This is a genomic window from Pseudarthrobacter sp. efr-133-R2A-89, assembly GCF_030209315.1.
Taxonomy (GTDB): Bacteria; Actinomycetota; Actinomycetes; order Actinomycetales; family Micrococcaceae; genus Arthrobacter.
Window position 1 is genome coordinate 496,659 of the sequence record NZ_JARVSE010000002.1, and the last position, 21,571, is coordinate 518,229.

Sequence of the window (21,571 nt, forward strand, 5' to 3'; positions counted from 1 at the left end):
TTACTTCTTCAGGACGGACTCGAGGCCGGACTGGAAGGTCTGCAGGGCGGTCTTGGCGTCGGCCTTTCCGGTGATGATGGTCTGGCTGAACTGGTTCAGGGCCTGGCCGCCGTCGAGGGCGGCCAGGTTGGCGTTCAGCTTGCTGCCCTGGGAGGCGAAGGTCTTGGCGATCGGCTGCCAGTCCTTGACGATCTTGACGTTGTTGGGGTCGTCCGCGAACTCGGGCATCTCCGTGATGGACTTGAAGACCGGCAGTGCGGACATGAGCTTCTTCTGCCACAGCTGCTTGAGCTGGCCCAGGTAGTACACCAGGAACTCCTCGGAGGCGTCCTGGGACGGGGTGTTGGTGTACATCATGATGTTGTTCGGGAACACGATGGTGGCTTTGTCCCCGTGCGGGCCCTTGATCGGGTCAGCCACCAGGAGGTCGCCTGAGGTGTCGCCCACGCGCTGCGGAACGTTCACCTGGAAGAGGCCGTAGCCTGCCTTGCCGTCCTTCCACTGGGCTGACATGTTGTCGGTGGTGTAGCTGACCGCGGCGGGGTCCACGATGCCGTTGGACACGAGCTCCAGGACGAACTCCATGGCCTCCACGTTGCGGTCGTTCAACAGGTCCAGCTCGCCGTCCTTGTTGAACACGCCGCCGCCGTTGTTGACCATCATCATGATCATGGAGTGGTTGGCGTAGTTGTTGCCGGCACCTGCGCCGGTGGTGAAGCCGAAGGCGCCGACCTTCTTCAGGGCCTTGCCGGCTTCAAGGAGGGACGGCCAGTCCGTGGGCAGGGCAACGTTTGCCTTCTCGAAGAGGGACTTGCGGTACCAGAAGACGCGCATGTCCAGCTGCCAGGGAACAGCCACGTAGCCCTTGTCCGACTTGAAGGGGTCCAGCACGCCGGGCAGGAAGTCGTCGAACTGGCCGTTCGCCTTCAGCTTGTCGATCACCTTGTCCGCATAGGCGATCTGGCCCTGCTGCTCGAACTGGAACGCCTGGAAGCCGCCGCCGGTGGAAACCGCGGGACCGGTCTTGGAAGCAATCGCGGAGGAGAAGGTCTGGTAGAAGTTGTTCCACTGGATGATCTGGTAGCTGGCCTTGCTGCCGTTGGCACCGGAGAAGCCCTCGGCGATGCTCTTGGCGGCATCATTGTAGGCCGGCGTTGCCCAAGGCATGTCCCAGAACTTGACGGTCCCGCCGGCTCCGCCCCCGCCGCCCTGCGACGCCGAGCCGCCACCACAGGCTGCCAGCAGCGGCACGGAGGCTGCGGCAGCTGTCAGGCCCAGGAAGCCGCGGCGGGAGAAGGAGCGGCGTGGTTCGGAAGATGCATTCATGGTGTGTCCTTTCGGGACCGTCGGGCGCAGTGTGCCGTTGGTACGGTCCTGCTCATCTTTGAGAGTGGAGGTGGGACTGGACTGCTGTTTTCGGTTGCGTATCTAAAGGCTGGTTACGTGGCGGTCAGGGTTGCGTAGAGGTCGGTCAGCCGGGCGAACCCGGCCAGATCGTCCGGCCTGGTGCCGGCGCTGAGGTGCTCCTTCAGCCGCCGCCACGCAAACCGGTGGGCGGATTCGTACAGGGTGGGAAGCAGGAGGTCGCCGTGCGGCCCGGTGACCCGGACCTCCGCAGGCCAGGCGGCGTCCGGATCGGGGACCCGGACGGCAACCCCGCCGTCGGCGGTGTAAAGGCGGATGTCGACGCCGGCCGGCCGGGCGGCGGTCAGCACGCCCTGGGCGGTGAACGGCGCACCGTTCGCCAGCCTGCCGCTTGCCGTGTAACCGGAGGTGTCCAGGCGCAGGACGGCCACGCCGTCCAGGCGGCCTGCCACGGCAAGCAAGGCGGCGAGGTGGTCGCTGAGGAGCTGCCGTGGATCGGTGCCGGGCGCCGCCGTCGCCACGCTGTCCAGCAGCGAGGCGGTCCCCAGCCCGCTGCGCACTGCGCCGCGGGCATCCGGTCCGGAACCTTCGGCAGCCAGGGCCGGGTTCGCGGCCCAACGGAGATCGAGGACGACGACGGCCCCCGCCGCGTCTGCCGCAGCCGCGAGTTCCGAGGTGTCCTCGGGCTCGGGGTTGGCCACCACAATGCCGCGGGCCCCTGCCTGCACGGCGCCGGCGGCTTCGGCGGCCCATCCCCTGCTGCCCGCAACCACCAGCACGTCGGCGTGGCCGGAATGGCCGGCCGGCATGGGTCCGAACGTTGCAGGCAGCGATGCCACCGTCTCGGTGACCGCGCCTGCCGCCCGGGCTGCGGGCGTGGCCTGCACCGTGAAGTGGGCGCTCATGCGGAAACTCCTGCCGTGTGGGCTGGGGCCGCATGGTCCCGGGCGGCGCTTTCCACCGTGGCCCCGGCGATGGCCAGGGCAAACGTGAGGTCGTCGATCAGGGTTTGGGCGGGCGGGGCCTGCCGGGTTCCATTGGCGAGCCCGGCAAGTTCGCGCCACTCGCCCTCGTAGCCGTTGTGGCCGAAGGGGCCGAAGCTGGAGGTCTCGCTGCCGTCATTGCGGGTGAAGGTGGCCACGGCGGAGCCGGCCTGGACGTAGGAGGGCGTGAAGTCGATCCGGAGCGCGGAATCGTCGGCGATGGCCTCGAAAGTCCACTCGGGCTTCCAGGTGCCGTTCATAACGGCCCGCAGTTCAATGACCCGGGAGGGGGTTCGGAGGGAGACGGCGTAGCCGAACGGGCGGACGTGCCGCGCCTGCAGGACTTCGACGTGCTCGAAATCGGGCGTGAACCGGCGCACCAGCGGAAGGTCGTGGATGGCAAGGCCCATGATCCCGCCCTGGAGGGCGGCTTTGAGGACCTCGATGTCCGAGTAGTCCGGCCGGCCGGCGGCGGGGCGGGTGAGGATTTCCGTGGCGAAGTCTTCGAACCGGGCGTTCGGTGGCAGGACGATGGAGGAACGGATGGTGTGGGCCGTTTCGGGAAGGTCGCCCCAGTTCTGTTCGGCGGCGAGCCAGCCCGGATCGAAGGTGTGCATGGCGCCGACGACGATCGGGACCCCGGTTTCGGTGCTGACCGCAGAGATGCGGGTGGCTTCCTCGGCGTTCATTGCAAACGGCTTTTCGCAGAGGACAGCCTTCTTGCCGGCCCGGCATGCGGCGATGACCTGGTCCGCGTGGAACTGGTGGGGGCTGCAGATCGCGACGATGTCCACGGCCGGATCGCCCAGCAGCTCGTCCATGCTGGTGCTGGACGTTGCCCCGACGCGCGCCGCCACGGAAGCCGCAACGGCTGCGTCGACGTCCATGATGTGCCGTACCTCGAGGACATCGCGGAGCCGAGCCAGGGCGGGAAGGTGGATAGCTTGGGTCACCGGTCCTGCCCCCAGGATGCCAACCCCCAAGGGCTGGTCTGTCGGCGCGGTGTGATGGGACAAGTTCAATTACCTCTTCGTAAGCGGACTCTGCAGTGGTGGGATCACCGTGGTGGATACCAGCCATCGGATTCACGAATGTGCCCTGAGTCACAAGGTAGAACTACTTTTGCCGCGCGTCAAGCAAAAGTTGCTTGTTTCTCGTTATTCTTCTGGCGTGATGACAGTGCTAAGTAAGAGTGTTATGACTTAGTGCATGACTTCTCCACCCGCCGGGAAACAGCTCGGAAAGGAATCCGACGCCGGCAATCTGTCGCGCGCGGGGGACCTGTTCCAGCTGCTGCGGGACGGCAGGGCCCGTACCCGTGCCGAGCTCGCCCTAAGCACGGGCCTCGCCAGGTCCACGGTTGCCTCCCGGATCGACGCGCTCATGCTCTCCGGCCTGGTGGGACCTGCCGGTGAGGCACTCTCCAGCGGCGGGAGGCCGCCGTCGCGCTTTGCTTTCAACCCGTCCGCCCGCCTGGTGTTGGCCGTCGACGTCGGTGCCACGCACGTGATTGTCGCCGTCACCGACCTTGGCGGGACAATCCTCGCCGAGCATCGGCTGTCCCTGCAGGTGGCAGACGGGCCGGAAGCTGTGCTGGACCAGGTGGTTGCGCAGGGCAAGGAACTGCTGGCGTCCGCGGGACGCAGCGTCACCGAACTCGCCGGGATTGGCATCGGGCTTCCGGGGCCGGTGGAACACGACACCGGAAAACCGGTCAAGCCGCCCATCATGCCTGGCTGGGACGGGTTCGACGTGGTCAGCTACGTCCAGCGGTCCCTGCCCGTCCATGTGCTCGTCGACAACGACGTGAACATCATGGCGCTGGGGGAGCAGTCCGCCCACTGGCCCGAGCACAACAACTTCTTCTTCGTGAAAGTGGCCACCGGCATCGGGTCCGGCATCATCAGCAACGGGGAGCTGCAGCGCGGCGCGAACGGCACGGCCGGCGACCTTGGCCACGTCCAGGTGGCCCGCGGAGCGGAGGTCCTGTGTGCCTGCGGAAACTACGGGTGCCTTGAGGCGCTCGCGTCCGGGCCCGCCGTCGCACGCTCCCTCCGGGACCAGGGCGTGGACGTCGCCAGGGGCGCCGATGTGCTCCGGCTCGCCGCCGACGGCAACCTGCAGGCCATCCAGGCGCTGCGGCAGGCAGGCCGGGACATCGGTGAGGTGCTGGCCACCGCGGTGAACCTGCTCAACCCGTCCGTCATCGTGGTGGGCGGCAGCTTCGGCGAAACGGGCGAGCACCTGGTGGCGGGAATCCGTGAGGTGGTGTACCGGCGCTCCCCGCCGCTGGCCACTTCGCACCTGCGCATCAATGTCTCCCGGGCAGGCGACCAGGCGGCCGTCCTCGGCGCGAGCCAGCTGGTTACCCAGTACGTCCTCTCACCGGCCATCATCGAAGCCACGCTTTCGGGCGCGATCGCCGGGTAGCAAGGAGCCGCGCCGGGCGGCGCCGGGAACGAATCCCCCGGCACCGCCCGGCGTCCTCCGTTAAGCCTCCGCGTCCGGCTCCGGTGCCTCGGTAAGGAGCAGTGCCGTCCCGCCGTAGGCCGGCAGTTCGAGGAAGAAGCTGTGCAGGTCATCCACCTGCCCCACCGTCTCGCCGCTGAAGAGGTCCTTGACGTTGGCCCCGGAGGGCAGCTCGTTGGACTGGATGCTGCCGGCGATGTCCTGCCCGGAGAAGTTGAGCGCCGTGACCTGCAAGGCGCCGTCCTGGAGCCGGTTGACCAGCACCAGTGCCCCGCGGTTGGAGACCTCGGGGACATCGAGCAACGTGCCCGTGGCAATGCCGTTGTCCTCGCGGACGGCAAGGATCCGCTGCAGCCTGCGCGCGAACGAGTTCGCATCCTGAAGCTGCTCCGGCAGCGTGCCGTACAGGCTGCGCGCCCGCGGCATGCCCGCCGAGGACGTGGTGGCGTCCGGGCTGGTCCCCATGAGGTCGTGCGCGCCGCGGTTGATCCAGCGGGTGTCGCCCTGGGAGGTGAGTTCCCGGACGCTGCTCCGGTCCAGGGCCAGGATGCCCGTGAGGTCCCAGCCGGAGAGGGCGAAGACTCCCGGCTGCAGCGCGTTGTACATGGCCAGGAGGATGTGGACGTCCCGGATCTGTGCCTCCTGCTCCGGGGTCACGGCGTCCGGATCCTGGATGCCCAGGGCGGCCATGATGAAGCTGACGGTGGTGCAGGCGATGCCGTTGGTGGTGAAGACGGCGTTGTACGGTCCGTTCTCACCGGTCAGCCGGTCCCGCAGGGTCTGCTGGACCTGCTCGGCGAGCTGTGCGCCGGTGAGTTCCTCACCGTTGAGTTCGAACATCTCCTCCCGGTGCCCGGCGGCGAAGTGCAGGAGCTCGTAGGTCAGTTCGTCATGGTTCTGCAGGGCATGGACCAGGGACGCCTGGTCCACCCCGATCTCCATGGACAGGCGCAGCGTCAGCCGCAGGAATTCGGTGTCCGCGGTGACCAGGGCGTAGTGGTACGCGGGCCGGGTGATGAAGTCGTACGACAGGTCGGGACCCGATTCGGAGGTTGCCTTGATGTCGTCGATGGTGAGGTTCAGTTCCTGGAAGGAGAACCCGCCCACCTTGCGGATCATGGATCCGATCAGCTGGTTGGCTGCCTCGGACAGCGGGTGGCCCTCGGACCAGCCGGGCTGTTCCTCGGCGCTCTTTTCCACGCCCAGGAACCCGTTGGCGTCGAGGCGGAGCGCCCCGGTACCCAGGTCCACCAGGGAGTGCAGGGCGTCGCCCACCACCAGCCGCATGCCCGCGAAGGTGGGGTCCAGCCAGTTGATGGAGGGCTGCCCGGCCTTGAAGTAGTGCAGGTAGACCCAGCGGCGGGTCTTGCCGGTGGTGTCCACGATGGGCCGGGTGGCGCTCCAGTTGGTTTCCTTCACCCCGGGTTCGTAGAAGATGACGCGCTGGAGCCTGCCGATGATGTACCCGGCTTTCTGCAGCGCCTGTTCAGAATCAGGGCTGAGGTTGACCGAATCCGCCCCCTCCGGGACATCGGGCAGGAGGTTCCAGTCCTCCTCCGGAATGTCCACCATGTGGTAGATCCCGGGGTAGTCGCGGAAGTTCATTTCGGCCAGCCGGAAGTCGGCGCCCTTGCCGGTGTGGCCCGGGACGATGTCGTCAATGACCGTGCCGCCGTGCTCGGCAGCGACCTCGCACATGCTGCGGAACTCTTCTTCGGTGCCGAAGACCGGATCGATCGCCATGCTGATCCGGTCGAAGTGCCCGTCAACACTGGGCGTGTGCGACCAGCCGCTGATGCCGCCGGCCAGTTTCACCGGCCCGGTGTGGATGCCGCGGATGCCGATCTCGCGGAAGGCTTCCCACATGGCCTTGTCTCCCAAGGCGGACAGGAAGGACCGGCCCGGCTCGGTGATGAAGGACAGCGGGTAAGCGGTGAACCAGACAGGGGCGCGTTCGACGGCGGCCCGGGGGTTCGGATGCGCGTACGAGTTCTGCCACATGCTGGCCTGGCCGGACAATTGCCGGGCCAGGACGTTGGCGTCACCGAGCATGGCCTGGTTGCGCAGCCAATCCACGTACGCAGCGTTCCGGCCGTCGAATTCGAAGGAGGGCCTGTTGCCCACGAATTGGCGCCGCCGCGCTACGGGCCGCAGCGCTTTTGGCCGGGCGGCGAAGAACTGTTCGTCGAAAGTGACTTCCAGGTCCGCTGCCGGCTCCGTGGCGGCCGCCTCCCCTTCACCCACTCCGGCGGTGTTATCCGCATCCGAAACTCGCTCGCTGGTCCCCGGCTCCCGCATAAGCTCCTCTTTCCACTGCTCGTCTCCGTGCTGGCATGGATGCTCCGTAGCCCCTTGCCCGTGGAAAGGTACCCAGCCGGACAGGGAGTATTCGGTGTTCCCTCTCCCGATGCTACTGGGCGGTGCAACCGGTGGACAGGACAAACGTGCCGGGCTGGCGGATGCCTTGGCCGATCTGCCGGCCGGACCTGTGCTGCGGTGCAGCTGTTGCCGTACAGGGACCCTATCAGCGAACAATTTCTTCCTCTTTTTGGCTTATTCCTGCTGCCACTCCCGCCAGGGCCCGGTTCGGACGTATTCTGGGAACCAGGTTTTGTAGTAGGCCGAAGCGCTTCGAACAGGGCTGGAACATGGCGGCTGAACCTTCGGGGCAGGTTGGCTGGGGGCTGCTTCCAGTTACCCCGGAGCCGGTCTTCGACAGCAAGGATGTCGAAACCTTCCTCCGGGAAGTCACCCATGACTTCATGAGCGAGATCAAGGGTGAACGCCGCGGTATCGGCTGGGCCGCCACGCTCTTCCACCTGGGCCAGGGGCACACCCTTGCGGCCAGCACGGAGCAGGCGCAGGAGGCGGACCGGGAACAGTGCTCGTTCGCCGACGGGCCCCTCATGGAGGCCATGCGCACCGAGTCCTTCGTCCTGGTATCCGATCTCAGCCGTGACCGTCGGTGGCCTGGTTACGCGAGTGCGGCGTCGGGCCACGGGGTGCAGTCGATGCTTTCCGTGCCCATCATGTCTGAAGGCGGGACGAGCGCCGCCATCACCTTCTACGCGGGCGTGCCGCATGCGTTTGCCAGCGACGACCTGGTCAGGATTCAGGGCTTTGCGCGCCAGATGGCCCGGGCCCTTCGCCTCGTATTCCGCGTGGCCGAGCGGGCCGAAGCGACGGCCGGCCTCGCCGTCGTCCAAAGCTCCCTGGTCCTGGTGGACCTGGCCGTGCGCAGCCTCACCAGCGAATACGGCCTCAGCAGGGAGGCGGCGCTGCTTTTCCTGCAGACGCAGGCACTGCACCATGAGCTTGGCCTCCGGGACGCGGCCCTGAACGTCGTGGCCCCGGGGACCGGCCGGGACCGGAGCGGCGCACCGCCGTCCGCGTTGCGGCAGGAAGCGTACGACGGCGTCGCGGAGCTGCCGCGTCCGTCGGCGGCGGGGCGGGGCTTTCCAACCGGAAAGCAACCCCGCAGGAACGCTGCGGTGAAGACGGAAACCCCGCCTCCCGCAGAGGGGAGGACAGCATGACCATCCAGAAGCAGGAGCCGCGATTCATCGCTGCCGGGCCGGACAGCCACCCCTGGCACCGGTTCGTTGCGCTGGGAGACTCCTACACCGAAGGAATCGGCGACCCGGAACCGCTCAGCCTGGGCGGCCTCCGGGGTTGGGCGGACCGTGTGGCCGAGGAACTGGCGTCCGGCCGTCCCGACTTTGCGTACGCCAACCTTGCCATCCGGGGAATGCTGCTGCGGCAGATCCTCGACGGGCAACTGGCCGCAGCGCTGTCCCTGAAGCCGGACCTTGTCGCCATTGCCGCCGGTGGCAACGACATCATCTTCAGGCACGGCGATCCGGACAAACTGGCCGGGAAGCTGGACCAGGCCATCGGCACGCTCGCGGCCACCGGTGCCACCGTGCTCCTGTTTGCGGGCCCGGACTGGGGCAACACGCCGGTCTTCGGCAAAATCCGCGGCCGCGTGGCCATCTACAACGAGCACCTGCACACCATCGGGGCCCGGCATCACGCCATCATGGTTGACCTGTGGTGCCTGCCGGAGCTTCAGCACGCGTCAATGTGGGACCCGGACCGGCTGCATCTGTCGCCGCTGGGCCACCATGTCGTCGCTGTGGCAACCCTGGATGCGCTGGGAGTGGAGCATGCGCTTAAGCCGTTGCAGCCAAGGCCGCTGCCGGCCCACGGGTGGACGCAGGCCCGCGCGGAGGACCTGGTGTGGGCGCGGCAGTACTTCATGCCCTGGGTACTCAAGCAGTTGCGGCCGCGCCAGGCCGACGCACTGGCGGCCAAGCGGCCGCAGGCCGGGCCGGTCTTCGGCCAAGGCCTTCCCGGTCCCTTCCCGCCGGGCCACCCGGCCACGGAGCCTGCGACGGGCCCCGGCGCGGCAGCCGGCGGCCCGGACGGGAGGGCGGGCCGGGTGGCCTGACGCCGGTCCGGATCAGCGCTTCCTGGGCGTCCGCTTCGAGGCTGCATTCATGGCAGCCTTGACGGCCGGTGGCAGTCCCGTCTGCTCGGTTTCGGGCTCGGCTGCTGTTCCCCGCGCCTTGGCGATGGACCGCATGCCGTGGTAGATCACCAGTGCGGCTGCCGAACCGAGGGCGATGCCGGTGAACTTGAGGTCGCCGATGGTCCAGGTGTAGTCGGCGATGCCGATGATCAGGGCCACGGCCGCGGTGGTCAGGTTTACGGGGTTGGCGAAGTTCACCTTGTTCTGCACCCAGATCTTCACGCCCAGGATGCCGATCATGCCGTAGAGCATGGTGGCCGCGCCGCCCAGGACGCCGGCCGGGACGGTGGCAATCAGTTCGCCGAACTTGGGGGAGAAGCTCAGCAGGACGGCGAACATGCCGGCCACCCAGTAGGCCGCCGTCGAATAGACCTTGGTAGCCGCCATGACGCCGATGTTTTCGGCGTAGGTGGTGGTTCCCGAGCCGCCGCCGAGGCCGGCGAGGACTGTTGCCGCGCCGTCGGCCATCAGCGCCCGGCCGGAGACGCCGTCGAGGTTCTGCCCCGTCATGGCGGCGACCGACTTCACATGGCCAATGTTCTCTGCCACCAGCACCAGGACTACGGGGACGAACAGCCCCAGCACGCCGATGTGGAACTCGGGGGTCTGGAAATGCGGCAGGCCAACCCAGGCTGCGGCGTCCATCTTGTCGTAGGCCACCTCGCCCCGGAGCATGGCCACCAGGTAACCCACCACGACGCCCACCAGGATGCTGAGCCTGCCGAGGATTCCGCGGAACAGGACGCTGACCAGGATGATCGTGGCCAGCGTGACGACGGCGGTGATGGGTGCGGCGTCGAAGTTCTGCTTGGCTGCGGGGGCAAGGTTCAGGCCGATCAACGCGACGATGGCACCGGTGACGATGGGCGGCATCAGCCGGTTGATCCACCCCGCGCCGAACTTCTGCACTACGGCACCCACGAGGGCCAGGGTGGCGCCGGCGAGCACGACGCCGCCCAGCGCGCCGGGGATGCCGAACTGTGCCTGCGAGGCCGTGATGGGCGCGATGAACGCAAAGCTGGAGCCGAGGTAGCTGGGCACCCGGCCCTTGGTGATTACCAGGAACAGCAGTGTTCCGATGCCGGAGAAGAACAGCGTGGTGGCCGGCGGCATCCCCGTGATGATGGGCACCAGGAAGGTGGCGCCGAACATTGCCACCACGTGCTGCATGCCTACGCCGATGGTCAGGGGCCAGGCCAGCCGCTCATCCGGGGCCACCACCTGGCCGGGCTTGATGGTTTTGCCGGTGCCGTGCAGCTTCCATTTAATTCCGAGCATGCTCATGGGAAGGAATGCCTTTCAGGGGGTGCCGCGAGGGGGCGAAGGGTAACTCGGTCCAGAATACCGCCAAGTATTTGACTGCCGTCCCGTGTGGCCAACGTCACCTGCCGTCATGGGAAGAGGAACCAAGCACTTGAAGTTGCAACTATGGAAAGCACAGAGGCCACCCCGGCAAGCGGGCGGCACAGCGAAAGGTAAGCCAATGACCATTGCCCACGAAGAAGCGGTTATCGATTCGGCAGCCGTGGACGCGATCTTCGCCCAGGCCCGCACCGCCAACACGTTTACCGGCGAGGTGACCGAGGAGCAGGCGCAGGCCATTTACGAACTGACCAAGTTCGGCCCCACCGCCTTCAACTCCCAGCCGCTGCGCGTTACCTACGTCCGCTCGCCCGAGGCCCGCGCCACCCTGGTGGATGCGCTGTCCCGCGGCAACCAGGCCAAGACCGCGTCGGCTCCGCTGGTGGCCATCCTCAGTTATGACACCGACTGGGCGGGCAAGTGGGACAACTTCCTCCCCGGCTACAACGCCCCCAAGGCCATGTACGACGCCGATCCCGAGCTCGCCGCCGCGACGGGAAACAACAACGCCCACCTGCAGGCCGGCTACTTCATCCTGGCCGTCCGCTCACTCGGTTTCGCCGCCGGCCCGATGACCGGCGCCGACTTCAAGGCCATCGACGCCGCCTTCTTCCCGGCCGGCGACCAGAAGAGCTTCCTGGTGGTCAATATCGGCCAGCCCGGCGAGGAAGCCTGGGGCGAGGCGAAGCCCAAGTACTCCTACGACGACGCCGTCCGCACCGTCTGACGCCCCGGCACCTTCCGCGGCTAAACCACGAACGCCCCATCACTTGGTGATGGGGCGTTCGTGCTTAAGCTGCCGAACTTCCGGTCAGGCGATGACGCTGTCCACCAGCGCCTTGGCCTCGGCCTGCACCTGCTTGAGGTGTTCCTCGCCCTTGAAGGACTCGGCGTAGATCTTGTACACGTCCTCGGTACCGGACGGGCGGGCGGCGAACCAGGCGTTCTCGGTGACCACTTTCAGGCCGCCGATGGCAGCGCCGTTGCCGGGTGCCTCGGTGAGCTTGGCGGTGATCGCCTCGCCTGCCAGCTCGGTGGCCGTGACGTCCGCGGCGGAGAGCTTCCCCAGCTTGGACTTCTGTTCACGCGTTGCGGCTGCATCAATGCGGGCGTAGACGGGAGCGCCGAACTGGTCGGTCAGCCCCTTGTACAGCTGTGACGGCGACTTCCCGGTCACGGCGGTGATCTCGGAGGCCAGCAGCGCCAGCAGGATTCCGTCCTTGTCGGTGGTCCACACGCTGCCGTCCAGCTTGTTGAAGGATGCGCCGGCGGATTCCTCGCCACCGAACGCGCCTTCACCGGAGAGCAAGCCGGGGACAAACCACTTGAAGCCCACCGGGACTTCCACCAGCTTGCGGCCCAGGCTCTCCGCCACCCGGTCGATGATCGAGGAGGACACCAGGGTTTTGCCCACCACGGATTCGGGGTTCCAGCCGCTGCGGTTGCGGTAGAGGTAGTCGATGGCGACCGCGAGGTAATGGTTCGGGTTCATCAGGCCGCCGTCGGGGGTGACGATCCCGTGGCGGTCGGCGTCGGCGTCGTTGCCGGTGGCAACATCAAAGGGCACGGACCCGTCGGCGCCCACCGACATCCGGCTGATCAGGGACGCCATGGCGGACGGCGACGAGCAGTCCATCCGGATTTTCTCGTCCCAGTCCAGGGTCATGAAGGCCCACTGCGGGTCCACGGTGGGGTTGACGACGGTGAGGTTCAGGTGGTGCCGCTCGGCGATCTCGCCCCAGTAGTCCACGGACGCACCCCCCATGGGATCGGCGCCGATCCGGACTCCGGCCTCGCGGATGGCGTCCAGGTTCAGGACGGACGGGAGGTCATCAACGTAGCTGCTCAGGAAGTCGAACTTGCCGGTCGTGTCAGCGGCCTGCGCGTCGGCCAGCGGGATCCGCTTGACGCCGCGCAGTCCGTTCTCCAGCAGTTCGTTGGCACGGTTGGCAATCCAGCCGGTGGCGTCCGAGTCCGCGGGTCCGCCGTGCGGGGGGTTGTATTTGAAACCGCCATCGGCGGGCGGGTTATGGCTGGGGGTCACCACGATCCCGTCAGCTTGCGGGGCTCCCGGCGCGGCCTTGCGGTTGTAGGTGAGGATGGCGTGGCTCAGGGCCGGGGTGGGGGTGTAGCCGTGGCGGGCGTCCACCAGGACGTGGACGCCGTTGGCGGCCAGCACCTCCAGGGCGGAGTTCTGCGCCGGTTCGCTCAACGCATGGGTGTCCTTGGCCAGGAACAGTGGGCCAGTGACACCCTGCGCCGCCCGGTATTCCACGATCGCCTGGGTGATCGCCACGATGTGCGGCTCATTGAAGGACGCCTTGAGGCTGGAGCCCCGGTGCCCTGAGGTGCCGAACACCACGCGCTGGCCGGGATCACCCAGGTCCGGCGCGATGTCGTAATACGCATCAAGGAGCGCAGTGATGTCAACAAGGTCCTGGGGTTGGGCAACTGTACCCGCGCGGCTAGCCATGGGACCAGCATGCCAGAACCTGGCGGGAGTCAAAACGAATTGCCCAGGATCCGGACGCTGTGACACGCAATGACGTCACCAACCAAGTAGTGCGCCTGAGTACCGCGCCGTGAAAGTACCTATATACCGGCCCTTCAGCGCCCTGCTATTTTCAAGAAAATTCCAGGCACGCAAGCGAAAACAACGGACGACGGCGGGACCCGCCGATCGTCCCGTCCGGCAAGGAAGCGGGGACGTCCAATGGGGGCAGGAGACGGGGCAGCCGAGCAGTCCAGGCTCGCTGCCGAACGCGTTGCCAGGCTGAAGCGCCAGCTGGATGAGGCCGAACGGTCCACCAAGGCCTGGGACGCCGGAGCCCTGGGGGAGCGTGTGGTGGCAGACAAGCTCAGCGAACTGGTCCCGCGGGGCTGGTACGTGCTGCACGATGTCCACTGGCCGGGCCGGCCCAAGGCCAACCTTGACCATGTCCTGGTGGGCCCCGGCGGGGTGGTGGTGGTTGATTCGAAGAATTGGACCGGCGAAGTGCGGGTAGTGTCCGGCGTGCTCTGGCAGGGCCGCTATGCGCGGACCCAGGCCGTGGAGGGAGCGCTGGCACAGTGCGCCGCCGTTGCCTCGGTGCTGGCCCCCCAGCATCGCCGGCTGGTGCGTCCGCTCATCTGCATGGCGGCCCAGCCGGATCTCTTCGGGGTGACCGCCTCCGATGTAGCCGTGGCGGGTTCCCACCGGGTGGTGCGGACCATCGAGGCGCTTCCGCCGGTGCTGGATCCGCAGGCGGTGGTGGGGTTGTACGAACAACTGGGCCAGCAGCTCACGCATGAACAGGAGCCCGGCATCACGGCCCTGCGGAACGTCCGCCCCGGAACCGTGGTGCGCCCGGCAGGGGCATTGCCGCCTGCCGGCCCCGTTGCGGGTGCGGCGGAAGGGCGCCAGCCCGTCGATGGCAGGGGCCGCAGCGGAAGCATGTCCCGGCATCCGGCCGGCCGCAACCTGCCGGCGGGCGGATCCCGGGCAGCAGCGGCGGGCATTCCGGCCGGCCGTCGCGGCGGGAAAGCCAAAGCGCAGCATAGCGGCACCAGCGGCGGGAAATTGGCCCTGTTGGCGGCCTTCGTCATCTTTGCCGTTTATTTCCTGCCCTACTTGGCCCGCTGACACCCAGTCCGGCGCCGGGCCGCAGCCGGTCTTTGGCCGCGGCCCGTACCGCGCGGGTGATCCGGTTGAGGCCGTCAGAATCGAGGGTCCAGGCCTGCCAGTAGAGGGCCACATCCTGGTAGCCGTCATCCAGCCGGACCAGGCCACCGTCCGAAAGGCCATCCGCGAGCTGGAGTTCCGGGATCATGCCCCAGCCCAGGCCCGCCTTGACCGCCGCGAAGAAGCCCTCCGACGACGGCACGGTATGCGTAGGGGGAGTCTGCCCAATGCCCTTGGCCGCCAGCAGTTGCAGCTGGAGGTTGTCCTTGGCGTTGAACTTCAGGACCGGCATGGCTTCCCAGTCAACTCCGCCGGAGGCTGCAAACCGTCGCCGCAGTCCGGCGCTGGCCACCGGGATGTACCGCATGGAACCCAGCATTTCTGCCCGGCATCCGCTGACGGGCACGGGATCAGAGGTCACGGCGCCCATCACGTCTCCTTCGCGGAGCAGCTGGCTGCTGTAGCCCTGGTCTTCGACACGCAGGTCCAGCACGGCGTCCTCCCATCCGGCGGCCCGTTGGAGGACGGGGACAAACCAGGTGGCCAGGGAGTCCGCGTTGATGGCCACGGGCAGGTGGGCGCGGGCTGGCAGCCCCGCACCGAGCGCTGCCGATGTCTCCGCCTCGAGCACCTGGACCTGCCGTGCCATCCGCAGCAGCAGTGCGCCGGCGTCCGTAGTGGTGCAGGGCAACCGCCGGCGGACCAGGACCTGGCCCACGGATCCCTCGAGGGCCTTGATGCGCTGGCTGACGGCTGACGGCGTGATGCGCAGGAGGTCCGCCGCCGCCTCGAACGTTCCTTCGTCGATGACCGCAACCAGGGCCTTGAGATGCTCCAGATTCATGAAGAAATTCTAATGTCTGCGCAGAATCCTTTATTTGCCTACGTATCCTGCCTGACCCTACCGTCGTAGGCATGTGGACCTCGTGGATAACCGGCATGCTGACCGGGCTGGCGCTCATCGTGGCGATCGGTGCCCAGAACGCCTTCGTCCTGCGGCAGGGGATGCGCCGCGAACACATCGGCGTGGTGGTGGCGGTGTGCATGGCCGGCGACGCGCTGCTGATCGTGGGCGGTACCGCCGGAATCGGGGCAGTGGTGACCCGCTTTCCCGCGGCGCTGGAAGTCCTGCGGTGGGCCGGGGCCGCCTACCTTTTGTGGTTCGCGGTCCGGTCCTTCCTGGCGGCAGCGAAGCCCTCAGTGTTGGCGGAGCAGGAGCCCCGGTCCAAACACTCGGTTTTCGCCACCACGGCGGCCCTCACATTCCTGAATCCCCACGTCTACCTGGACACCGTGGTGCTGCTCGGCAGCCTGGCCAACCAGCAGGGACCGGACCTCCGCTGGATCTTTGCCGCCGGCGCCGTGGCCGGAAGCATCCTGTGGTTCTCAGGGCTGGGGTACGGGGCGCGGGCCCTGGCGGGCATCCTGGGCAGCCCGCGCACCTGGCGCTGGATTGATGCCGGCATCGGTGTTTTGATGCTGGTGCTGGCCGTCCGCCTGGTCCTGCACTGAAGTAGGCTGGAGCCAGATCCGCAGGGGAGAAACCATGACTGACCAGCCGTCCCAGGGGCCCGACTACCAGCGTCCCGACCACCAGGGCAACGATGCGCCGTGGCCCAGCTACCAGCCGCCGGCCCAATATGGCCAGACGCAGTATGGGCAAGGCCAGTATGGGCAGCTCCAGTACGGCCCAACCTACAACCAGCCCCACTACAACCAGTCCCCGTACGGCCAGGGCCAGTTCAACCAGTCCTCGTACGGCCAGGGGCAGTACTATGGCCAGCCGGCTTACTACGGCAGCCAGGCCGAGCCGAAAACCCTGAGCATCGCCAGCATGGTCTGCGGCATCGCCTCGGTCATCATGGGCTGGCTGCTCCTTCCCCAGCTGGCCGCCATTATTACTGGCCACCTCGCCCTCAGGCGCGAGCCGTCCGGCAAGGGGATGTCCATCTCCGGCCTGGTGTTGGGCTACCTGTGCCTGCTGGGGTACGGCGCCATCTGGTTGCTGCTCATCATCGGCCTCACCGTCGCCAGCACTACGGGTGCGAATTCCGGGACTTTCTAGGCGCCTTGCCCCCGCCGCAGGCCATTAACGGTCGGCTCCGAGCAAAGTCCCCTCCGGATGGACCAGCTCCCCTGCGCATGGCCGGGGGGCTGGTCCACGCGAGGGGGATTAGCCGCTGGGAACCCGGCGGCTGCCGCTAGCGGAGCAGCTCCACATCCGAGACGAGGTCGATGTGCGCCAGCATGGCCTCCGTCGCCGCGGCCGGATCCTGCGCGCGGATGGCGTCGGCTATCCGGCGGTGTGACGCCAGTGACTGTTCCGGACGTCCGGGCTGGCCCAGCGATTCCATCCGGGTTTCCAGGATCATCTCGGCGATGAAGGCCATCAGCTGCGCCAGCACGGAGGAGTGCGCCGCCGCGGTGATGGCCTGGTGGAAGAGTTCATCGCCGTGGGTGCCTCGGTCGCCGTCGTTGATTTCCCGGGCCATGACGTCGAGGGCGTTATCGATGGCGGCGAGGTCGTCCCCGGTCCGGCGTTCGGCGGCCAGCGCCGCGAGCTTCCCTTCCAGCGTGCTGCGGGCTTCGACGATCTCCGGCAGCCGGCTTTGGTGCTCGCGGAGGCCCTTGATAACGGATGCCACGCTGGGGCGCCGTGCCAGGACTGCGCCGGTGCCGTGCTGCACGTCGATCACGCCCAGCACTTCGAGGGCCACCAGGGCCTGGGCCAGGGTGGCCCGGGAAACTCCCAGCCGCTCGGCAAGGTCGCGTTCGGCAGGCAACAGGTCTCCGGGGCGGAGCTGGGCCGACTCGATATAGGCGAGGATCTGCTCCACCAGCTGCTCATAGAGCCGGGGGCGCGAGACCCGTTCCAGGCCTGCCCGTGCCGTCTTTTCCACAGTTCCTCCCGAGGTTCTCGGACCAGAATACCCCCTTCATCTATTGACAGATAGACTCACTGTCTAAGAGGCTAGTCCAGTGAGCCAGTAACTCACGTCACATTCTTTCGTTCCAATGGAGGACCAACGATGTCCGCTCCTGTCTTATCGATCATCATCCTGGCGGCGATGTTCCTGCTCGCCACCGTCCTGCCCCTCAACATGGGGGCCCTCGCCTTCGTGGGCGCCTTCCTGCTTGGCTCCCTGGTGCTGGGCATGTCCACCAATGACATCCTTGCCAACTTCCCCGGCGGCCTCTTCCTGACGATCGTCGGCGTCACCTACCTGTTCGCCATCGCCCAAAACAACGGCACCATCGACCTCTTGGTCAGGGGCGCCGTCAAGCTGGTGGGCAGCCGCGTCGCCCTGATTCCCTGGGTCATGTTCGCCATCACCGCCGTCATCACGGCCGTTGGCGCGCTGTCTCCCGCCGCCGTCGCCATCATTGCCCCGATTGCCCTCAGCTTTGCCGGGAAATACAAGATCAGCCCGTTGCTGATGGGCATGATGGTGATCCACGGCGCCCAGGCCGGGGGCTTCTCGCCCATCGCCGTCTACGGCGTCACGGTCAACGGCATCATCGCCAAGACCGATCTCGCCTTCAGCCCGGCCGCACTTTTCCTTTCAAGCTTCATCTTCAACCTGGTCATCTCCCTGGTCCTCTTTGTCGTGCTGGGCGGCAAAAACCTCATGTCCTCCAAGGTGGGCCAGTTCGTGGAGCAGGCCGCCGAGGCACGGATGGCAGTCAGCGTCGGCGCCAAAGCCGGCACCGACGTTCCGTTCAAGGGCTTCGGCTCCGGCATGTACGGCCCCCGCGACCCGGCAGGCGACGGCGTTGCCGCCACCAAGGAGCGCAAGGAACGGATTCCGCAGCTGGTCACCATTGCAGGGCTGGTCGTACTGGCCGTCGTGGCCCTCGGCTTCAAGATGGACGTCGGCTTCGTGTCCATCACCATCGCGATCGTCCTTGCGCTGGTCTCGCCGGCGGCCCAGAAGGGTGCCATCAACAAGATCAGCTGGTCCACCGTGCTGCTGATCTGCGGCATGCTGACTTTCGTCGGCGTCCTGGAAGAAGCGGGCACCATCGAATTCGTCTCCAGCGGCGTGGCCGGCATGGGAATGCCGCTGCTGGCGGCCCTCATCATCTGCTTCATCGGCGCCATCGTGTCCGCCTTCGCCTCCTCCACCGCCATCCTGGCCGCGCTCATCCCGCTGGCCGTGCCCTTCCTCTCCACCGGTGAGATCGGCGCCGTCGGCGTCATCTGCGCGCTCGCGGTCTCCGCCACGATCGTGGACGTCTCCCCGTTCTCCACCAACGGCGCCCTGGTCCTGGCCAATGCCCCAGAGGGCGTGGACAAGGACCGCTTCTACAAAAAGATCCTCGGCTACAGCGGCATCGTGATCGTGGCCGGACCCATCCTGGCCTGGCTGGCGCTGGTGGTCCCAGGCTGGCTCTAGCCGGCGCAGCCACCCTGCACGCCGCCCGTACTTGAGAAAGGAAACCCAGCACATGAGCACCGCCCAAAATTCCCGAGGCCCCCTGGCCGGGCACACCGTCGTCGACCTGAGCCGCGCACTGGCGGGCCCGCACGCCGGCATGATGCTGGCGGACCTCGGCGCCCGCGTGATCAAGGTGGAAAACCCCGGCACAGGGGATGACACCCGCGGCTGGGGGCCGCCCTTCGTGGGCCCGGAAGATGACCTGCAGTCCACCTACTTCATGTCCTGCAACCGCAACAAGGAGTCCATCAGCCTGGACCTGAAGAGCCGGGACGGGCAGGCGGTGCTGCGCGGGCTGCTGGAGCGTGCGGACGTGGTCATCGAGAACTTCCGTCCCGGCGTGATGGACCGGCTGGGCTTCTCCACGGCAGCCATCCATGAGCTCAACCCCCGGCTGGTGATCCTGTCCATCACGGGCTTCGGCCATGACGGCCCCGAATCACGGCGCAGCGGCTACGACCAGATCCTCCAGGGCGAGGCCGGACTCATGTCACTCACCGGCTCCGGGCCCGACGACCCTCAGCGCGTCGGCGTCCCCATTGCAGACCTCCTTTCCGGCATGAACGGCGCCTTCGGCGTGCTGGCGGCGCTGGTGGAACGGAACCGCACCGGCCGCGGCCAGGTGGTGCGCACCTCCCTCCTGGCGTCACTGATTGGCGTCCAGGCCTTCCAGGGCACCCGGACCACCGTGGCCGGGGAGGTTCCGCAGGCGCAGGGCAACCACCACCCGTCCATCGCCCCTTATGGGCTGTTCGGCTGCAAGGACGGCAGCGTGCAGATCAGCGTTGGCAGCGAGAAGCTCTGGGCTTCCTTCGCCGCCGCGTTCGGCCTGGACCCGGCGGCGCCAGGGTTCGCCAGCAACGCCGAACGGGTGCGGAACCGCGCCGCGGTGATTGCCGCCGTCGAACGCGCTTTCGCCGGCTACGGCGCGGCGGAACTGCTGGAGAAACTGAACGACGCCGGGATCCCGGCAGGGAAGGTGCGCTCGCTGGACGAGGTGTACGCCTGGGACCAGGTGGCCTCCCAGGGGCTCGTGGTGGACGTGGAGCATCCATTGCTCGGAACGGTCAGCCTCCCCGGGCCCCCGCTGCGGTTCTTCGAACAGGGGGACACAGCCGAAACCACCCTGACGGACCACGCCGCGCCGCCGCTGCTGGACGCGGACGGGCCTGCCATCCGCGAATGGCTCGGTTTGCCGGCTCCCGTGGCGGCCGGGGTGAACTAGCATGCCAACCACCGAGAAAGTGCGGCACTTGCGCGCAGCTGAACTGATCGATGCCGTGGTGGACCAGGATTCGTTTGTCTCCTGGGATATGCCGCCGCACCAGCCGGCGCTGTCCGAAGAGTATGCCCGTGACCTGGCCAAAGCCCGCGAACGGAGCGGCGCCGACGAATCGGTGCTTACCGGCACCGGGCTGATCCGGGGGCGCCGGGTGGCGCTGATCGTCAGCGAGTTTTCCTTCCTTGCGGGCTCCATCGGCCACGCCGCGGCGCAGCGGATCGTTGCCGCCGTCGAACGGGCCACCTCGGAGGGGCTGCCCCTGCTGGCAGGCCCCGCCTCCGGGGGAACCCGGATGCAGGAGGGGACGCCGGCGTTCCTGTCCATGGTCAAAATCACCGGAGCCGTCCGGGCGCACCGCCAAGCGGGCCTGCCCTACCTGGTCTACCTCCGGCATCCCACCACCGGCGGCGTCATGGCATCCTGGGGGTCGCTGGGCCACATCAATGTTGCCGAACCGGGCGCCCTGCTGGGATTCCTGGGGCCCCGCGTGTTCGAGGCACTGTACGGGGAGTCCTTCCCTGACAACGTGCAGGTGGCGGAAAACCTCTTCAACAAGGGGTTGATCGACGGCGTCGTGAAGCCCGAGGACCTCGCAGAACTGGTGGCCCGGGCGCTGGACATCCTGGCGCCGCGCCGGGAGGCGGCGTCAGGGACGGTGGTCCGGCCCGCCGCACCGGCCACCCTGGCCGTGCGGCCGGCCCCCGTGGACGCCTGGACGTCGATCGGGATTTCGCGCCGGCCGCGGCGGCCGGACCTGCGCCAGCTCCTCAAGTTCGGCGCCAGCGACGCCCTACCGCTGAACGGGACGGGACAGGGGGAGAAGGACCCCGGGTTGCTGCTGGCGCTTGCCAGGTTCGGCAGCCGGTCCTGCATTGTGCTCGGCCATGCCCGCCCGCTGCGCAAGGACGCCGCCGGAATGGGGCCCGGGTCATTGCGGGAAGCGCGCCGCGGCATGAAGCTGGCCGAAGAACTGCGGCTTCCCCTGCTCACGGTCATCGACACCGCCGGCGCCGCGCTCTCCCAGGAGGCAGAGGAAGGCGGGCTCGCCGGTGAGATCGCACGCTCCTTGTATGAACTGATCGGCCTGGAATCGCCGTCGGTCTCGGTGCTGCTTGGCCAGGGGGCTGGGGGAGGGGCGTTGGCGCTGCTGCCCGCGGACAGGACCATCGCCGCGCAGCACAGCTGGCTGTCGCCGCTGCCGCCCGAGGGGGCCAGCGCCATCGTGCACCGCACCACGGCCTTCGCGCCCGGGATGGCGCAGGCGCAGGGCGTCAATGTGGCTGCGCTGTATGCGAACGGACTGGTGGACCACATCGTGGACGAGCGAGACGATGCGTCCCTGGAGCCGCGCGAATTCTGTGCCCGGATGGCCAGTGCCATTGAATACGAACTCGCGTCCGTCGCTGACATCCCCTTGGCAGGGCTGGTGGGGGCGCGGTTCCGGAAATACCGGAACCTGGGCGGCAACTGACGCGCCGC

18 protein-coding genes are annotated in these 21,571 nt (G+C 67.6%); 10 read left to right on the forward strand and 8 right to left on the reverse strand.

Annotated features, from left to right (window positions below):
* The 3 genes from QRM95_RS05040 to QRM95_RS05050 form a co-directional block, all read right to left on the reverse strand.
* A complete protein-coding gene (locus tag QRM95_RS05040; RefSeq protein WP_018762697.1) occupies positions 1-1,326 on the reverse strand; it encodes an ABC transporter substrate-binding protein in 1,326 nt (441 codons plus the stop codon).
* Between the two features lie 113 nt (positions 1,327-1,439).
* Positions 1,440-2,270, reverse strand: coding sequence for a hypothetical protein (locus tag QRM95_RS05045; RefSeq protein ID WP_285246726.1), 831 nt, complete (start codon positions 2,268-2,270; stop codon positions 1,440-1,442).
* Positions 2,267-3,331, reverse strand: coding sequence for a Gfo/Idh/MocA family protein (locus QRM95_RS05050; protein ID WP_502934935.1), 1,065 nt, complete (start codon positions 3,329-3,331; stop codon positions 2,267-2,269). Before QRM95_RS05050 ends, QRM95_RS05045 begins: the two co-directional genes overlap by 4 nt.
* A gap of 226 nt (positions 3,332-3,557) precedes the next feature.
* Between QRM95_RS05050 and QRM95_RS05055 the strand changes: the two genes are divergently transcribed.
* Positions 3,558-4,778, forward strand: a complete 1,221-nt coding sequence (locus tag QRM95_RS05055; protein ID WP_285246728.1) for an ROK family transcriptional regulator — start codon at positions 3,558-3,560, stop codon at positions 4,776-4,778.
* Positions 4,779-4,838: 60 nt separating this feature from the next.
* Here the strand turns inward: QRM95_RS05055 and treS are convergent, their stop codons facing one another.
* Entirely contained in the window at positions 4,839-7,115 is a 2,277-nt protein-coding gene (gene treS / locus QRM95_RS05060; protein ID WP_285246729.1) for a maltose alpha-D-glucosyltransferase, read from the reverse strand.
* Positions 7,116-7,465: 350 nt separating this feature from the next.
* On the opposite strand from treS, the gene QRM95_RS05065 reads away from it, so the two are divergent.
* Together QRM95_RS05065 and QRM95_RS05070 are read left to right on the forward strand one after the other, a co-directional pair.
* Positions 7,466-8,353: a GAF domain-containing protein gene (locus QRM95_RS05065; protein WP_285246730.1), complete on the forward strand. Its 888-nt coding sequence runs from the start codon at positions 7,466-7,468 to the stop codon at positions 8,351-8,353.
* Positions 8,350-9,267 (forward strand): SGNH/GDSL hydrolase family protein, encoded by a 918-nt coding sequence (locus QRM95_RS05070; RefSeq protein ID WP_285246731.1) that lies wholly within the window; start codon positions 8,350-8,352, stop codon positions 9,265-9,267. Before QRM95_RS05065 ends, QRM95_RS05070 begins: the two co-directional genes overlap by 4 nt.
* Before the next feature lie 12 nt (positions 9,268-9,279).
* Here the strand turns inward: QRM95_RS05070 and QRM95_RS05075 are convergent, their stop codons facing one another.
* Positions 9,280-10,632, reverse strand: coding sequence for a uracil-xanthine permease family protein (locus tag QRM95_RS05075; RefSeq protein ID WP_285246732.1), 1,353 nt, complete (start codon positions 10,630-10,632; stop codon positions 9,280-9,282).
* Between the two features lie 199 nt (positions 10,633-10,831).
* Between QRM95_RS05075 and QRM95_RS05080 the strand changes: the two genes are divergently transcribed.
* Positions 10,832-11,437 (forward strand): malonic semialdehyde reductase, encoded by a 606-nt coding sequence (locus QRM95_RS05080; RefSeq protein ID WP_285246733.1) that lies wholly within the window; start codon positions 10,832-10,834, stop codon positions 11,435-11,437.
* Positions 11,438-11,521: 84 nt separating this feature from the next.
* Here QRM95_RS05080 and pgm read toward each other — a convergent pair whose 3' ends face one another.
* On the reverse strand, positions 11,522-13,183 hold the full coding sequence (pgm, locus tag QRM95_RS05085) for a phosphoglucomutase (alpha-D-glucose-1,6-bisphosphate-dependent) (RefSeq protein ID WP_285246734.1): 1,662 nt from the start codon (positions 13,181-13,183) through the stop codon (positions 11,522-11,524).
* A gap of 240 nt (positions 13,184-13,423) precedes the next feature.
* Here pgm and QRM95_RS05090 point away from each other — a divergent pair, with 240 nt between their 5' ends.
* A complete protein-coding gene (locus QRM95_RS05090; RefSeq protein ID WP_285246735.1) occupies positions 13,424-14,332 on the forward strand; it encodes a nuclease-related domain-containing protein in 909 nt (302 codons plus the stop codon).
* Here QRM95_RS05090 and QRM95_RS05095 read toward each other — a convergent pair.
* Positions 14,292-15,215, reverse strand: a complete 924-nt coding sequence (locus QRM95_RS05095; protein WP_285246736.1) for a LysR family transcriptional regulator ArgP — start codon at positions 15,213-15,215, stop codon at positions 14,292-14,294. The genes QRM95_RS05090 and QRM95_RS05095 overlap by 41 nt on opposite strands.
* A 71-nt stretch (positions 15,216-15,286) precedes the next feature.
* On the opposite strand from QRM95_RS05095, the gene QRM95_RS05100 reads away from it, so the two are divergent.
* Complete coding sequence (locus QRM95_RS05100; protein WP_285246737.1) at positions 15,287-15,883, forward strand: LysE/ArgO family amino acid transporter; 597 nt, start codon at positions 15,287-15,289, stop codon at positions 15,881-15,883.
* 34 nt (positions 15,884-15,917) lie between these two features.
* Positions 15,918-16,436 carry a DUF4190 domain-containing protein gene (locus QRM95_RS05105; RefSeq protein ID WP_285246738.1) on the forward strand — a complete coding sequence of 173 codons (519 nt, stop codon included), beginning with the start codon at positions 15,918-15,920 and terminating at the stop codon, positions 16,434-16,436.
* 136 nt (positions 16,437-16,572) lie between these two features.
* On the opposite strand, the gene QRM95_RS05110 is transcribed toward QRM95_RS05105, so the two are convergent.
* Positions 16,573-17,271, reverse strand: coding sequence for a FadR/GntR family transcriptional regulator (locus QRM95_RS05110; RefSeq protein WP_018762683.1), 699 nt, complete (start codon positions 17,269-17,271; stop codon positions 16,573-16,575).
* 129 nt (positions 17,272-17,400) lie between these two features.
* On the opposite strand from QRM95_RS05110, the gene QRM95_RS05115 reads away from it, so the two are divergent.
* Genes QRM95_RS05115 through QRM95_RS05125 form a run of 3 tightly spaced genes read left to right on the forward strand, consistent with a single transcriptional unit; the run spans position 17,401 to position 21,563 of the window.
* Positions 17,401-18,768: an SLC13 family permease gene (locus QRM95_RS05115; RefSeq protein WP_285246739.1), complete on the forward strand. Its 1,368-nt coding sequence runs from the start codon at positions 17,401-17,403 to the stop codon at positions 18,766-18,768.
* Between the two features lie 52 nt (positions 18,769-18,820).
* On the forward strand, positions 18,821-20,035 hold the full coding sequence (locus QRM95_RS05120) for a CaiB/BaiF CoA transferase family protein (protein ID WP_285246740.1): 1,215 nt from the start codon (positions 18,821-18,823) through the stop codon (positions 20,033-20,035).
* 1 nt (position 20,036) lies between these two features.
* On the forward strand, positions 20,037-21,563 hold the full coding sequence (locus QRM95_RS05125; protein WP_285246741.1) for a carboxyl transferase domain-containing protein: 1,527 nt from the start codon (positions 20,037-20,039) through the stop codon (positions 21,561-21,563).
* Positions 21,564-21,571 lie beyond the last annotated feature (8 nt).